The sequence below is a fragment of the Protofrankia sp. CiP1_Cm_nod3 genome, assembly GCF_982290655.1.
This window is the reverse complement of sequence record NZ_CEVIVD010000048.1, coordinates 8,818-24,119: the sequence shown is the minus strand read 5'-3', so window position 1 is coordinate 24,119 and position 15,302 is coordinate 8,818. Positions and strand designations below refer to the sequence as shown.

Genomic DNA, 15,302 nt, shown 5'->3' with positions numbered 1-15,302 from the left:
ACTGAACAACTTCGGCCAGCTGGGCAACGGCAGTGCGGCCTTCTACAGCCCGATACCCGTCCCGGTCTCCGGCCTCACCGGCGTCAGCGCCATCGCCGCCGGCGACTTCGCCGGGTATGCGGTGGTCGGCCGGTGGGACCGCTGACCGAACCGGATAATCAGATCACGGATACGGAGACACGAAACAGCTGACCGTCGGGGCGGCATGACACAGCCCCCACGTCCGTTGAGGCTGAGGCGACAACTTTGTCGCCTCAGCCTCTTTTTATCGCTTTATCGCTTTATCGCTTTATCGCTTCAGCCTCGACCGCACCCGGAAAGCCGGCGCCGGAGAGCAGATGCAAGACCGGGACCAGGTCCAGGTCCCCACGGCGTCGGAAGCCGGACACTCCTGACCCTGGCCGCGCCGGACGGTCGACGCTGTCAGATACCACCGGAGCAAACGGACAGCACCGGAACAGGCAGTCCGGGCCCGGCCACGGGCCTACACACAGGAGCGGGACGTTGAGAATCGGAGAGGAACGCGATATGGCGACAGCGACCGCCACATTCGCCACGCTCACCGCCGACCTCCCGGCCGGCAGGCGCGTAGTGGCACGGCGGGCAACGGCGCGGTACGCGACCACCGGGCGCGTGGCCCGGGTTCCGGCCGGACCGGTGGTCGCTGCTGGTTCGTCGTACCGGACGGGGCCACGGTGACGTTCTTCGGCGCCTACCTGGCGCTCCTGCTGATCCTGCTGATCGTCATCATCGGTGCACGGGTCGTCCTGTCGCGTTCCCATGACGTACCGCCCGTGGACCCGCGCAGCCTCCCCCTCGACGATCTCGGCTTCCTCGCCGGCGGGGCGAGGCGGGCGGTCGAGGCGGCGGTCGTCGCCCTGCATGACGAGGGCCGGGTCGCCCCGGGCAGCCGGCGCTCCGTACTCGTCGCGGCCGGCCCTCCACCGGAGGGCGGGCATCCCATCACTCGTACGGTGTATGACGTCATCGCCACGGCGGGTGAGATGCGGCTCGCCCACGTCCAGCGGGCCGTCGCGGGCAGCCCGGCCGCACAGGCCACCCGCGCCGGATTACAGGCGGCACGCCTGGTGCCGTCCGCGGAACAGGCCCGCAGGCTCCGACGGTTACGCCGAACTTTTCTGATCATGGTGGTCCTGGGTGTGGCCGGCATCCCGTTCGCCGTCGTGGCCGGTGACCTCGGTGCCTTCTTCTACCTGCCGGCGGCGTTCATGATGTCCATGGCCGCCATCGCGGTGACGATCGTCCCGCGGACCACGCACGCCGGGCGCCGGCTCCTGCGGGACGCCCGTACGCTCGCGCGGAGTCTGGGCCTGGGCGGAATTCCCGGGCAGCGTGGGGTCGCCGTGGCGCTGTTCGGCCCGGTCGTGCTGTGGCGGACCGACCCCCTGCTCGCCCGGCAGCTCGGCCTGCCGTTCGTCGCCACCTCCTCCGGGAGTTCGCACAGCTCCTCCTCGGACGGCGGGTCCTCCTCGGACAGTGGGTCGTCGTGTGGCGGTAGCTCCTCCTGCGGTGGTGGCGGTAGCGGATGCGGCGGCGGAGGGGGATGCGGTGGCGGCGGCAGCGGGTGTGGCGGCGGCGGAGGATGCGGTGGCGGCGGATGCGGCGGATGATCATTTCTGGACGGGCCAGCGGCACGTTGCCGCGAGGGCTGGGGATCGGCTGGCGGCCGGAACTCGCCGCGTTCATCACCGAACGGAAGGATCTGGGGTTCGTCGAAGTAATAGCCGAGACCCTGCACACCCACGGCCCACTGCCAGCCGGCCTCGACGAGCTGGTCGAACGTGGCATGCCGGTGGTGCCGCACGGCGTCGGCCTCGGGCTCGGCGGCACCGAACCGCTCCAGCCGGCACGAGTGGCGCACCTGGCCGCCGTCGCCGAACGGGTGCGAGCACCCCTGGTGAGCGAACATGTCGCCTTCGTACGGGCCGGCGGCCTCGAAGCCGGCCACCTGCTGCCGGTCCCACGCACCCGCGAGGCCATGGACGTGCTGGCCGCGAACGTGCGGGCGCTGTCCGCCGAGCTTGCGGTACCACTCGCTCTGGAGCATCCGGCCGCTCTGCTGCGCTGGCCCGAGGCGGACTTCGACGAGGCCGGCTTCCTCACCGAGCTGGCCGAGCGCACCGGCGCGCTGCTCCTGCTCGACCTCGCCAACCTGCGCGCCGACCAGATCAACCACGGGGTCGACCCACACCGCTTCCTTGACGCGCTGCCGTGGGAGCGCGTCGCCTACATCCATGTGGCCGGTGGGACGGTACGCGGCGGGCTCTACCACGACACCCACACCCACCCCGTCACCCGTGAGGTCCTCGACCTGATACATGCGGTAGCCGACCGCTGGGCAGACCGGAACCCACCCCCGCCGGACCCGGCCCGGAACCCGGAGCTGGGACCACAGTCGCAGCCACAGCCGCAGAAAACGAACGAGCACCATGTTGATCATTCGGGATATTCCGGATGCTCCGACCGGCACAACCGTTCCAGCCACGCGGCCACGGGCTTCGGCAGAATACCGGCGATCATGCTTGAACGCGACGGCCGCTACCCGTCCGTGTGGGAGCTCACCGGCGAGCTGAACACCATTGCCGCCGCGGCCGGCCACAATTCCGGACCGAACGCAAATACCAGCCCAAGCAGAAACACCAGGCCGGCCAGAAATGTCAGCCTGGTCGGCAATACCAGACCAGCCGGAAACAGCAGACCGGACGGCGGGACAGAACCGGGCAGGAATACCCGCACAGGTGGCAGCCCCAGCCCAGACGGCATCGATGCCAGGCCAGACAGCGGTGCCGAGCGGGACGGTGATACCCGGGACGGTGGTACTGCGGGTGGGCTGCGGCAGACACAGGGCGAGCTCGTCCGTGCGCTGGTTGGCGGTGGGCCGGCCCCCGCCGGATTCGGCCACGGGCGGGTCGCGTCGACCAGGGCCGCGCTGCTGCGCAAACGCGCGGACGCGGCCGCCCGGGCCTGGCCGGCGCTGTCCTGCCTGCCCGACTTCCGCGTCAGGTTCGCCGCGTTCGCGGACGGCCGCCCACCCGCCGGGGCGTACGCCGACGGGGTGGCCTTCGCCCGCGCTGTCCGGAGTGATCTCGACCGCGAGGCGCGGGCCGAGCAGCTGCTGGCAGCGCTGGCACGCCGACGGCTGGCAGTCGCCATGGACCGGCGCGGCAGCGGGCGTCCGCTCGTCGCGGTACGAGTGCCGTTCGTAGGAACCCGTGTCCTCGGCCTCGACCGCGAGGACGACTGACACCGCGGCGGCCGACACCGCGAAGACGGCCAGCACGGTGAGGGCTGCTGACCCGGCGAGGGCCCCGGCCCCGGTCGAAACGTCGAACCGGGGCCGGCCAGCTCAGGGTCGGGATCTGCCGGAACCAGGCCGGTCGAAACCAGGTCAGGTGCGTAGGACGGCGCCGGTCAGCCGGGTGGCCTCGGCGATCGCCACGTCCCGCGCCGCGTTGGCCTCCTGGGCGGTCAGCGTCCGGTCCACCGCCCGCAGCCGCAGGCCGAACGCGAGTGACCGCTTCCCCTCACCTATCTGGGATCCCTCGTAGACGTCGAAGAGGGTCAGCGCTTCCAGCAGGTCACCGGCGCCACGGCGCAACGCCTCGGTGACGCGCGCCACCGGCACGCCGGCCTCGACGACCAGCGCGATGTCACGGTCGGCCGGCGGGTAGGTGGACACTGCCGGGGCGGTGACCGGCGGGCGCGCCAACGCGATCTCGATCACCGTGTCGAGATCGAGCTCCATGGCGCAGGCCCGGGCCGGCAGCCCGTACGCCGCGATCACGCGCGGGTGCAGTTCCCCGGCGTACCCGACCACCTGGCCGTCCGCCGACAGGCGCGCGCACCGGCCCGGATGCCACGGGGTCAGCGCGTCCGCCGTCACGGTCAGGTCCACACCGGTGGCCGCCGCGACGGTGTGCGCCGCGTCGATGGCGTCCTGCCAGGTCGCCGGCTGTCCCGGGCCCCACCAGCCGGCCGGCTCGCGACGGCCGGTCAGGACGACGGCCACCAGCCTGGGCTGTTCGGGCAGGACAGCGTTGAGCGCGGCGATCTCGGCGTCGTCGGGCCGGCGGTCGACCGCCGGAGTCGGCGGGGTGGCGGCCGTGGCCGTGGCGCGGAAGACCAGGCCGGTCTCGAACAGGGCCAGGTCGGCCTGCCCCCGGCCGATGTTGCGGATGGCCGCGGCGAACAGCCCCGGCAGCAGGGTGGTGCGCAGGTTGGCGGCGTCCTCGGCGATCGGGTTGGCGATCCGGACCACCGCCGCCCGGGTGTCGTCGCTGGTGAGCCCGAGCCGGTCCGGGGTGTCGTCCCCGACGAACGGGACGGTCAGGACCTCCACGTAGCCCTGGTGGGCGAGGGCGGTACCGACCGCCCGGCGTATCCGCTGGCCCCGGGTGAGGCCGCGGCCCGCGGGCAGCCGCGGGAGGGTCACCGGGATCGTGTCGTACCCCTCCAGGCGGATGACCTCCTCGACCAGGTCGGCGGGCCGGGTCAGGTCGGGACGCCAGGACGGCGGGACGACCAGCAACGCGCCGTCACCGACACTGTCGCCGTCGGCCCCGGCGGGGGCAACGGCGTCGGCAATGGCCTCGGTGCCATCGCCGACACCATCACCGGTGCCGGCACCGGTGATGGTGTCGGCGACCGCGCAGCCGACCTCGGCCAGCCGCCGACGGACGATCTCCGCCGGATAGGGACGCCCACCCAGACGGGCCGTCTCGGCCAACGGGAAGGTGATGAGACGCGGCGCCGGACGGTGATCGATGTCGGTCACCCCGGCCTCGGCGGTGGCGCCGGCGAGCTCGGTGAGCAGGCGCAGAGCGGCGTGGGCCGCCGCCGGCGCGAGCGCCGGGTCGACGCCGCGCTCGAACCGGCGGGACGCCTCGGACCCGAGCTGGTGGCGCCGGGCCGTGCGGGCCACCGCGACCGGGTCGAAGTGGGCCGCCTCGATGAGGATCTCGGTGGTGTCGGCGGAGATCTCGGTGGAGGCACCGCCCATGACCCCGGCGAGCGCCACCGGCCCGGAGCCGTCGGCGATGACCAGGTCCTCCGGGTCGAGTTCACGCTTGACGCCGTCGAGGGTGACCAGCCGCTCCCCCTCGCGGGCGCGGCGCACCACGATCGGCCCGGACAGTTTCGCCCGGTCGAAGGCGTGCAGCGGCTGCCCCAGTCCCAGCATGATCAGGTTCGTGACGTCGACCGGTACCGAGATGGGCCGCATGCCCGACAGGGCGAGCCGCCGGGCCAGCCGCAGCGGTGTCACCGCGTCCGGCCGGACCCCGGTGACGACCCGGGCGACATAGCGGCTGCAGGCGGCGGTGTCCTCCACCACGACCGGATACCCTGCCGCGTCCTGTCCAGCTCCGGTCTGTCCAGCTCCGGTCTGTCCAGCTCCGGCCTGTCCGGACGCGGTTTGGCCGGACGCGGTTTGCTCCGGCACCGCGCGCTCGCGATCATCGCCGCGGCCCGCGGGCACGGGCACAGAGGCAGCCTCGGCGGGGTCGTCGAAGGGCAGCCCGAACGCGGCCGCCGCCTCCCGGGCGATCCCGCGCACGGACAGGCCGTAGCCGCGGTCCGGGGTGACGGCGATGTCCAGCACGTCGTCGGCGAGGTCCAGCAGCTCGGCGACGTCGGTCCCCACCGGGGTGTCGGGCGGCAGGACGAGGATCCCGCCATGGTCGTCGCCGATGCCCAGCTCGCTGGCCGAGCAGATCATCCCCTCGCTGAGCTGTCCGTAGGTCCTGCGGGCGGTGATGGTGAAACCACCGGGCAGCACCGCGCCGGGCAGGGCGACAGCCACCCGGTCACCGACGGCGAAGTTGAACGCGCCGCAGATCACCCCTCGGGTGGCGGCCTCAGCCACCCGGACCTGCACCCAGCGCACATCCTTCTTCTTCGTCCGGACGATTTCGATCGAGACCACCTCGCCGACGACGACGCCGGCAAGGTCATGCCCGACCGGCTCGACGGCCTCCACCTCGAAACCGGCCCGGATGAGCGCGTCGGCTACCGCCTTCGCCGGCGGCAGGGCCGGGACGGCCTCCCGCAGCCACGACATCACGATCTTCATGGTCAGTTCCCCGTCCCGAACGAGAGGCCGAAGCGGACGTCCCCGTCGACGAAGTCCCGGATCTCGTGGACGTCGTGGCGGATCATCGCGGCGCGTTCCAGGCCCATCCCGAACGCGAACCCGCTGTAGCGGGCCGGGTCGACCCCGCAGGCGACCAGCACGTTCGGGTCGACCATCCCGCAGCCCCCGACCTCGATCCAGCCCTCGTCCGAGCACACCCGGCACGGCTGGCGGGCCGGCTCGCCCCGGCAGGCGAAGCAGGCGACGTCGAGCTCGGCCGACGGCTCGGTGAACGGGAAGTAGGACGGCCGCAGCCGGGTGGCCAGCCCCGAGCCGAACAGCGCCTGGGCGAAGACCTCCAGCGTCCCGCGCAGGTCGGCCATGGTGATGCCCTCGTCCACCGCCAGGCCCTCGAGCTGGCCGAACACCGGCGAATGCGTGGCGTCGACCGCGTCGTTACGGTACGTCCGCCCCGGGCAGACCACGTACACCGGCAGCGGACGGGACAGCAGGGTGCGGATCTGCACCGGTGAGGTGTGCGTGCGCAGCAGCAGCCCGCTGCCCACCGGGTCGACGTAGAGGGTGTCGTGCGAGCTGCGGGCCGGATGGTCCGGGCCGAGGTTCAGCGCCTCGAAGTTGAACCAGTCGTGCTCGGCTTCCGGCCCCTCGGCCACCTCGTAGCCCATCGCCACGAACACGTCCACCAGATGGTCGGACAGGGCGGACAGCGGATGGCGGGCCCCGAGCGGCCGGCGGGTGCCGGGCAGGGTGACGTCGACGCGCTCCTCGACGAGGACGCGGGCGTCCCGCTCGGCGGTCAGCTCGGCCAGCCGGGCCTCGTAGGCCGCGCGGATCGCCGCGGTGGCGGCGTTGTGCCGGCGGCCGGCCTCGGCCCGTTCGGGCGGGGGCAGTGCGCCGAGCGCGCGGCGGGCGAGCGCCAGGGGTGCGCCCCGGCCGTCGAGGTGCAGGGTCCGCAGCGCGGCGAGCTCGTCGAGGTCGCCCGCGGTGGCGATCGCGGCGGACGCCTGGAGGCGCACCTGCTCGAGGCGGTCGGGGCCGAGCGCGCCGGGATCCACCGACGCCGGGTCGCCACGCTGCGAGCTGGGACGCTGCGAGCCGGGACGTGGATCGGGACGGTCCGGCTCCGTACGCTCCGAGGCAGCACGGTCCGGAACAGCGCTGTTCGAGGCAGCACTGCCTGGTTCGGGACGGTCCGCGCTCGGACGTACCGGACCGGCGTGCTCCGGACCGGTACGTCTGGAGCTGGGGTCGCCGCCGGCGCTCGCTGCCGAGGGGTCGGGCACGTCCGACCGGTGCGGGTCGGCGCTCTGTGTGGACGGGGGCACGCTGGTCATCCTCGTTGATGGTGTTGCTCGTCGATGGCGGTTGTCCGCCGGCGGTGTGTTCTGCGTCTGTGTCTATGTCAGGTGTGTCTATGTCAGGTGTGCCTGTGTCACGTATGTCCGTGTCACGTCTGTTGTGTCCGGGTCCGGGGCTGCCGGTGGTGCCGGTTGGGGCCCGCACCGGTTCCCCGCCACGGTATGGGAAGTCCGCACGCGGCGGGCAGGCCGCCAGCCTGATCCAGGTTTGATCCAGGCTGGTCGTCAGGCCGATGCCCCCTGGCCGGGTGGGCTCGGCACGGCCGGGGCCCCGGCCGGGGCGCCCGCCGGGTGGTTACCGCTCCTCGCGTCGGGTCGGACGACCGTCCGCCCGTATCGGGCCGTCCCCGCCGCCGGGTCTGGCAACGGACCGGACGGGCCGGCGGCGGGGACGGTCAGGCGAAGACCGGTGCCCCGGCGGGCACCACGAATCGGAACTCCGCGCCGCCGCCGGGCGCCCGGCCGACCGTGATGCTCCCGCCGTGGGCCTCGATGAGCGCCCGGGCGATGTAGAGCCCGAGGCCGGTGCCGTTCCCGCGGGTGGCCCCGCGCCAGAACTTCGTGAAGACCCGGGAGGCGCTCGCCTCGGGCACGCCCTCGCCCTCGTCGGCCACGCTGACCTCGGCGCCGCCCGGGGTGCCGCGCATGACGATGGTGACGGTGCCGGCGCCGTGCCGCAGAGCGTTGTCCACCAGGTTGTGCAGCACCTGCTCGATCTTGTCGGAGTCGAGCCACATCTCGGGCAGCTCGCCCTCGGTGCGGACCACGAACCGGTCGTGGGTGGCCTCACCCGCCGCGATCTTGCCGTCGACGACCCGGCGCAGGGTCTGCCCGAGGTCCACGATCTGCTTGCGCATCTGGATCCGGCCGGAGTCGATCCGCGAGACGTCGAGCACCTCCGCGAGCAGCCGGGTCACCCGGTCCGCGTCGGTGTTGACGGTGTTGAGCATCAGCTTCTTCTGTTCTTCGGTGAAACGGTCCCACTTCGCCAGCAGGGTGGCGGTGAAGCCCTTGACGCTCGTCAGCGGCGAGCGCAGCTCGTGGGCGACGGTCGAGACCAGGTCGGCGCGGTTGCGTTCCATCCGCTCCCGGCTGGCCGTGTCCCGCAGGGACAGCGAGACGTGCGCCAGCTGCCCGTCCACCCGGACGTAACGAACAGTGACGTTGAGGTCGCGTTCGTCACCCGGGCGGGCCAGGGTGAGACGGCGTTCGGGCTGGCCGGTCACCCTCGGCAGGCCGCGGGTGACCCGCGAGCACTCCCACCAGTCGTTGCCCCGCTCGTCCAGCAGCGGCAGGACGTCGATGAGATGCCGGCCCGGGGCCACGGTCGCGGGCACACCGGTGATCCTGGCGGCGGCCGCGTTGAACACCTCGATCCGGCCCTCGCGGTCCAGGATCACGATTCCGTCCGGCAGGTCGTCCCAGTTCATCGGCAGCGTGGGTGGTGGCTGGGCGGTGGCGGCCTCGCGGCGGCCCACCCCGTCCGCCCGCGGGCCGGGGGCGGACAGCGCATCCCCGTCGACCTCTGGCCTGCGGGCCTGGTCGGGAGCCGACGTGACCGTGTGCGTCACAGCCGTTCACCTCCCCCGACGCCTGCCGCGCCGGATCCGAGCCTCGCCTGTGCGCGCGCTGACGCGTACAGGCAGATCGCCGTGGCCACCGCAAGATTCAGCGACTCGGCCTGACCGTACACCGGTACTCGAAGTACCGCGTCCGCGGACACTACGGTAGCGCGCGGCAAACCTCGTGCCTCGTTACCGAACAGCCATCCGGTGGGTGTGTCCAGCTCCCCCGCGTCCTGCGCGGTGTCGATGTCCCGCGGGGCGGAGGGAGTGGTCGCCACGATACGGCAACCACGTGCCCTGACCTGCCCGATGGCCTCGGCCACGCCGATGTCGGTGACGACCGGCAGGTGGAAGACGCTGCCCGCGGACGCGCGGACCGCCTTCCCGCCGAACGGGTCCACCGACGAGCCGGCGAAGACCACCGCGTCCGCGCCGGCGGCGTCCGCCGACCGCACGATCGTCCCCGCGTTGCCCGGGTCCTGGGTGTCGACGCAGATCGCCACGAGCCGGGGCGCGGCGAGGTCGGCGATGCGGTGGCGCGGCTGCTCGGCCAGGGCGACCACCCCCTGCGGGGTCACGGTCTCCGACAGGGACGCCACCGCCTCGTCCGAGACGACCCGCACCGGTACGCTCGCCGCGCCGACGAGCTCCCCGTAGCGGCCGGCCGCGGACGAGCCGACGAATATCTCCCGCAGCGCCCCGACGGCGAGCCCGGCGGCGACCGCCTGCGGTCCTTCGACCAGGAACTCTCCCCGGGCACGCCGGACCGCCGGACGGCGCAGGCGCCGCGCGGCGAGCACCCGCGCCGAACGCGGGCCAGCGGGCGGGTCCGAAGCCACCGAGGGACGCGGAACCGAGGGGCGCGGGAGAAAGCTGTCCGGCAGCCCCCTCAGGCCGCCTGGGGCTGCTGCGGGGCCGCCGACAGGGCGGCTCGCGCCACTTCGACCAGCGCGGTGAACGCCGCCGGGTCCGTCACCGCGAGGTCGGAGAGGATCTTGCGGTCCACCTCCACGCCGGCCAGGCGCAGCCCCTGGACGAACCGGTTGTAGGTCAGCCCGTTCTGCCGCGCCGCGGCGTTGATCCGAGTGATCCACAACTGGCGGAAGTCGCCCTTGCGGGCCCGCCGGTCGCGGTAGGAGTAGGTCATCGAGTGCAGGACCTGCTCCTTGGCCTTGCGGTACAGCCGGGAGCGCTGGCCCCGGTACCCGCTGGCCTGCTCCAGGACCGTCCGGCGCTTCTTCTGGGCGTTGACCGCCCGCTTGACCCTTGCCATGAGCTGGAGAACTCTCTTTCGGTCGTGGCTGTCAACACCGCAATCACGCAACACCGCATTACGCAACACCGCACGGCACCGCGTCGCGCGACAACCGGTCGCGCGGCACCGCGTCACACGGCACCTTGTCGCCCGGTGCCAGGTCACGCTGTGCCCGGTCGCGCGACGCCGCGTCGCACGGCACCGGCTGGCGCGGCTCCCGGTCGGTGGGAGCGGCCGGCCAGCGGCCGGAGACAGCATGAGCGTATTCTTCGCGCCGCCGGGGGCCCGTAGCACCTCCCCCGAAAGGGATCAGTACCTCGGACGCCTCGGCATCACCCCGAACGAGGTAAGCCGGCGGCTTACGCGTCAGGGGCCGCCGGGGGCCGGCGAGGTCAGCGTGTCAGCAGCTTCTTGATGCGTCCCTCGTCCGCCGGGCTGAGCGTCACCTCGTTGTACAGCCGCCTGGTGCGCCGGCTGGACTTGTGCTCCAGCAGATGGTTGCGGTTCGCCCGGCGGCGCACCACCTTGCCGGAACCGGTGATCCGGAACCGCTTGGCCGCACCGGTGTGGGTCTTCGTCTTGGGCATCTGAGAAGTCCTGTAATCGAGCGGTGATTGATCTCTGACTGATCTGTGACTGAGCGCGCTGGACAGTCGGGTCGTCGGCGGTCGGGCGTCGGTCGTCAGGCCCGGGCGGCCGGCTCTGGCACGCGCTGGGGCCGGGAGCCCTTGTGCGGAGCCATCACCATGGTCATGTTCCGGCCGTCCTGCTTGGGCTGGGCCTCGACATAGCCGAGATCCGCGACGTCCGTGGACAGCCGCTGCAACAGCCGGATGCCCAGCTCGGGCCGGGACTGCTCACGGCCACGGAACATGATCGTTATCTTGACCTTGTCCCCGGCCCGCAGGAACCGCACCACGTGGCCCTTCTTGGTCTCGTAGTCGTGCGGATCAATCTTCGGCCGGAGCTTCATCTCCTTGATGACCGTCTGGACCTGGTTCTTCCGAGCCTCGCGACGCTTCTGGTCGGACTCGTACTTGAACTTCCCGTAGTCCATGAGTTTGCAGACCGGCGGCCGGGCCGTCGGCGCGACCTCGACGAGGTCAAGATCGGCCTCCTGGGCGAGCCGCATCGCCTCGGCGATGGCGACAATGCCGATCTGTTCGCCTTCGGGGCCGACGAGGCGCACCTCGGGTACCCTGATCCGGTCGTTGATGCGGGACTCTACGCTGATGTGGTTCCCTCCGTGACTCGACGCGCGGGCACGACCTGCCGCTGCGGAGCCCTGCGCCCGGATGACCCGGACACCCGACCGACACGCCGTCATACAACGGCTCGGCCGACCGGCGACCCGGCCGTTGTACCGGCAACAGCATCCTGCGCCGGCAACGACATCGGGTGGGAGGCAAGCCTCCGCTTGGCCTTGTCACAGGACCGGGCCGTTGTCGGGCCCCGGTCCGGATAACAAGCGGTCGACCGACAGCGTAGCAGAACGAGCCGGATACCACGATCACCTGACCATGGGACGCCAGCCCCACCGGCCGGGCCCGTCGTCACACGAGCGTGAACCCTGTCACACGCGCACCGGCCCACCGCCACCGGCCGGGCGCCGCCCGCCGGCGCGCCCCACACGCCCCCCGATGTTCCCCGCACTCCCCTCGACGCACTCCACACGCGGTCCGCGGTACGCCCTCACATGGCCGCGAGCTGGTGCAGCAGGTCGCCGTCGATGGTGGCCATGACCGGGCCGGCGATGTCGAGCACGATGGCGCGGTGGCCCGCCCGTACCGCCTCCGCGCCGAGCAGCCGCCCCGGGACGGGCACCGGCCGGGCCGCCCGCCGCCACCGGGCCAGGGCGTCGACGCCGCTGAAGGCCGGGATCGCGGTCGCGCCGGACGGCACCCGCAACGTCACCAGGACCATCTCGGAGGTCTTCTCCGCCCCGGTGCCGCCGTCGGCTTCCACCAGGCGCGCCTCGATCGCGACGAAGACCCGCGCACCGGCCAGCGCCGCCGCCACCGCCGGTTCGTCCCCGCCGGCGAGAGCGGCCCGCAGCGCCTCGTCGGCACCGCCCTGGTCACCCTGGCCGGAGGGGGTCAGCAGCTCCCGCTTCACCGCTCGACCTTACGCATCCTCACGCATCCCCGCCCGCTCCGGGCGCGCGTCTCCCGCGCACACCCTCGGCGCATACGCACCGACACGTTCCGGACGCCACGACTCGATGCGCCACCTGCTCGCTCCTCCCCGCCGTCCTGTTGCCGCCACGGCCCGCAGGCGCCGGTGCGCGGTCACCGCGGGCGGCCTCCGGCCCCCCGGGGAAGATCAACCGGCCACGGGGTCCACCGCGGCGGCGAGCTCGCCGAAGGCGGCCCGGGTACGGCGCCGCAGGTCGGACCAGGCCGCCGCCCGGCCATCGGTCAGCACGGGGTCGAACGGGACGACGACGATGGTGTGGGCACGCTCCGCCAGCCGCGCCAGCCGGCGGCGCGCGCGGCCGGGCCACCGCGTCGGGACGGTCTCCACCACCGCGATCGTCACGGAGCCGGCCAGCTCGCCCCGGCCGGTGCCGGCGAGCGCGTCCAGCGCGCCGTCCACCGCCGACAGCGCCACCGTGCTGGCACGCACGGTCAGCACCAGGGTGTCGGCCCGGGCCAGCAGCGCCGCCGGCAGCGGACGGCTCCAGCCCGGCGGGCTGTCGAGCAGCGCCACCTCGTACCACTCCCCGACGGCGTCGAGTGCCCGGCCGACCTCCTCGACCCGGCCGGCATCCTCGGCGGGGCGCCCGCCGGCGTCCACGCCCGCCGCTCCCAGCATGACGTCGAGGCCCGCCCGCGCCGGCCCCGCCAGGCCCACCGGCCCTCCCGCGCCCGGCGGGCCCGCCGACACCACCAGGCCCGCCAGCCCTCTCACACCCGGCGGCCGCGCCGACACCAGCGGGCCCGCCGGGCCCGTCCCGCCCGTCGCACCGGCGCCGGCGGCGAACCGGCGGATTTCGGGTAACTCGGGCAACTCGGGTGACGGCGGCGGCAGCCCGCTCGCCGCGCGGGCGGTCTCCCCTGGCCCAGGCGCTGGGCCCGCTCCCCGGCCGGCCAGTGGGCCCAGCCGGGCGGCGAGCGTCCCGGGCTGGTCGGCGGACACGTCCACCGCGATGATCCGGTCACGGCGGGACGCCGCGAGCGCCATCGCGATGCCAGCCGTCACCGTCGTACGTCCGCAACCGCCCTCGAGCCCGCCGACGTGCACCCACCGGCACCGGGTCTCGACCGTGTCGGGACCAGCATGCCCGGCGGCCAGGCGCCCCGCCGCGGTGGCCCGCAGCCGCGGCAGGCCCGCGGCGACCGGGCCGGCGCCAGCCGCCCGGAACTCGCCCACGTCCGGCGTCCAGCCCGGCCCGTCCGACACCCGCGCCGGTGGACGGCCGGCGGTGGCGGCCGGCGCTTCGAGCCCTCCCCGACCCCCTGAGCCCCCCGTGCCCGGTCGGATCCCGGCTCCGCCGGCTCCGACGGCTGTCCTCCCCTGGGCTTCGGATCCGTCCTGGCCGGCATCGCTGGCGCCGGCCGCGATGACGCCGGCACCAGCGATGCCGGACCTGACGACAACGGCCCCGATGTCACCGGCAGCCCTGGCGCCACCGCCCCCGGGGACAGCGGCACCAGCTACGGGGACGTCGGATGCAGTGGCTTCGAATGCAGAGGCCTCGAATGCAAAGGCCTCGGACGCAGAGGCTTCGGATATGGGAGCTTCGGACACAGGAGCTCTGGCAACGCCGGAGTCCGGGGCGGCGGCGCCGGGGACGCCGGAGCCGGTGATGCCAGATCCGGTGCGGCCGGCCCCGGTAACGCCGGAGCCGACAAGACGGCCTTCAGCTCCGCCGGCCTCGCTGGCCCCGGGCGAGGTGGCCTCGACTCCGCCGGCTCCGCTACCGCCGGCTCCGACGCCGGCTGGTCCGCTCCCGACACTGCCCCATCCGGTGCGGACGCCTTCAGCAGCACCAGGCTCGGGGGCGTCGGCTTCGGGGATGCCGAGGCCAGCCACGCCGGATCTCGTGGCACCAGGACCGAGAACGCCCGGCTCAGGAGCTCCAGCCCCGGAAAAGCCCGGCCCGGGGACGCGGGTGCCAGCGCCGCCGGCCGCGAGGTCACCGGCTGCGGAGCCAGCGAGTCCAGGAGCGCCGGGGCCAGGAGCGCCGGGGCCGGAAATGCCAGGACCGGGGATGCCGGGGCCGGTGTGGTTCCGCTCGCCGCCGTGGGCGGCCGGCCGGGTCTCGCCGCGGGTGGGATGCGGCTGCGTCCGCCTGCCGATGCCGGCCCGCGTCCCTCCAGGCCGCGGGGGGCCGCCGTCCCCACGGCCGCCGCCGGGCCGCGGGCGGCCGGCCCGGCGGCTGACGGTCGCGTCGCGCTCGCCCTCCAGGTCGGGCATGCGCAGGCCGAGCAGGGAAACCGGCCTGGCGTCACCGAGATCCGCGGCGGGGAACATGTCCTCGGCGGCGAGGATCCCGGGCCGGTCATCCTGGATGTCGGCCCGGTTGTCGGCATCCTCGTGGACGTTCCAGGGCCCGTCCGGCTCCCCGTACCCGCCCGGCCGGCGGGCGGCATCCGGCCCGGGGCCGTCTTCGTCACGCCTTCGCGCGGTCGTCACCGCTCACCACCGCCTCCCCCTCCCGTGGCGGGCCGCACCGGCCCCGGCCGGAATCGTCCACGAGACGCGATAACCCCAAATCCGCCGGATCCGGGCCGCCGCGACCACGGTATGCGCCAGCCGTTACGGATACGAGTCCCCTCGACAAGGAACAGTTACAAACTCGCTCCGAACCGCCGAGGCTCGCCCGATCTCCCCGCCAACGCCAGTAAACAACCCACCCACGGACGCCCAACCCGCGGGTCGGAATCCGGAATCCGGCCCACGCCGTTCACGCACCCCGACCGGGGTGGGTGAAACGCCCACACCTGCCGGCCGGGACGGGCGTTTCACCCTGGCACTCCAACCTCGATATCGCCGCCCGCCGTCCATCA

General features: G+C 73.5%; 11 protein-coding genes. 2 read left to right on the top strand and 9 right to left on the bottom strand.

The annotated features are described in order from the left end of the window. The first annotated feature begins 695 nt into the window (after positions 1-695). Both AC5LUJ_RS11655 and AC5LUJ_RS11650 read left to right on the top strand, forming a co-directional pair. Positions 696-1,631 (top strand): TIGR04222 domain-containing membrane protein, encoded by a 936-nt coding sequence (locus tag AC5LUJ_RS11655; RefSeq protein ID WP_250292075.1) that lies wholly within the window; start codon positions 696-698, stop codon positions 1,629-1,631. Continuing rightward, entirely contained in the window at positions 1,628-3,265 is a 1,638-nt protein-coding gene (locus AC5LUJ_RS11650; protein ID WP_250283351.1) for a multinuclear nonheme iron-dependent oxidase, read from the top strand. The genes AC5LUJ_RS11655 and AC5LUJ_RS11650 overlap by 4 nt, the downstream gene beginning before the upstream one ends. Positions 3,266-3,409: 144 nt before the next feature. On the opposite strand, the gene AC5LUJ_RS11645 is transcribed toward AC5LUJ_RS11650, so the two are convergent. The 9 genes from AC5LUJ_RS11645 to AC5LUJ_RS11605 form a co-directional block, all read right to left on the bottom strand. Continuing rightward, positions 3,410-6,091 carry a phenylalanine--tRNA ligase subunit beta gene (locus tag AC5LUJ_RS11645; RefSeq protein ID WP_250292077.1) on the bottom strand — a complete coding sequence of 894 codons (2,682 nt, stop codon included), beginning with the start codon at positions 6,089-6,091 and terminating at the stop codon, positions 3,410-3,412. Positions 6,092-6,093: 2 nt separating this feature from the next. Then, on the bottom strand, positions 6,094-7,167 hold the full coding sequence (pheS, locus tag AC5LUJ_RS11640) for a phenylalanine--tRNA ligase subunit alpha (RefSeq protein WP_250283373.1): 1,074 nt from the start codon (positions 7,165-7,167) through the stop codon (positions 6,094-6,096). A gap of 698 nt (positions 7,168-7,865) precedes the next feature. Continuing rightward, positions 7,866-9,041, bottom strand: coding sequence for a sensor histidine kinase (locus tag AC5LUJ_RS11635; protein ID WP_445548479.1), 1,176 nt, complete (start codon positions 9,039-9,041; stop codon positions 7,866-7,868). Continuing rightward, positions 9,038-9,874: a TrmH family RNA methyltransferase gene (locus AC5LUJ_RS11630; RefSeq protein WP_250283355.1), complete on the bottom strand. Its 837-nt coding sequence runs from the start codon at positions 9,872-9,874 to the stop codon at positions 9,038-9,040. Before AC5LUJ_RS11630 ends, AC5LUJ_RS11635 begins: the two co-directional genes overlap by 4 nt. A 50-nt stretch (positions 9,875-9,924) precedes the next feature. Further along, the gene (gene rplT / locus AC5LUJ_RS11625) at positions 9,925-10,308 is read right to left on the bottom strand and encodes a 50S ribosomal protein L20 (protein ID WP_250283357.1); all 384 of its coding nucleotides are present in this window, start codon (positions 10,306-10,308) and stop codon (positions 9,925-9,927) included. Positions 10,309-10,682: 374 nt separating this feature from the next. Continuing rightward, positions 10,683-10,877 carry a 50S ribosomal protein L35 gene (gene rpmI / locus AC5LUJ_RS11620; protein ID WP_250283359.1) on the bottom strand — a complete coding sequence of 65 codons (195 nt, stop codon included), beginning with the start codon at positions 10,875-10,877 and terminating at the stop codon, positions 10,683-10,685. A gap of 95 nt (positions 10,878-10,972) precedes the next feature. After that, positions 10,973-11,479, bottom strand: coding sequence for a translation initiation factor IF-3 (gene infC / locus AC5LUJ_RS11615; protein WP_250292079.1), 507 nt, complete (start codon positions 11,477-11,479; stop codon positions 10,973-10,975). Positions 11,480-11,982: 503 nt separating this feature from the next. Then, entirely contained in the window at positions 11,983-12,405 is a 423-nt protein-coding gene (locus AC5LUJ_RS11610) for an SseB family protein (protein WP_250283363.1), read from the bottom strand. A 207-nt stretch (positions 12,406-12,612) separates the two neighbouring features. After that, complete coding sequence (locus tag AC5LUJ_RS11605; protein ID WP_250283364.1) at positions 12,613-13,662, bottom strand: MinD/ParA family ATP-binding protein; 1,050 nt, start codon at positions 13,660-13,662, stop codon at positions 12,613-12,615. Positions 13,663-15,302: the final 1,640 nt, after the last annotated feature.

What these genes read in the sequence shown, in the direction of transcription:
- rpmI (WP_250283359.1), bottom strand. Translation starts at nt 10,877, where the DNA reads ATGCCCAAGACGAAGACCCACACCGGTGCGGCCAAGCGGTTCCGGATC.
- rplT (WP_250283357.1), bottom strand. Translation starts at nt 10,308, where the DNA reads ATGGCAAGGGTCAAGCGGGCGGTCAACGCCCAGAAGAAGCGCCGGACG.
- AC5LUJ_RS11645 (WP_250292077.1), bottom strand. Translation starts at nt 6,091, where the DNA reads ATGAAGATCGTGATGTCGTGGCTGCGGGAGGCCGTCCCGGCCCTGCCG.
- AC5LUJ_RS11650 (WP_250283351.1), top strand. Translation starts at nt 1,628, where the DNA reads ATGATCATTTCTGGACGGGCCAGCGGCACGTTGCCGCGAGGGCTGGGG.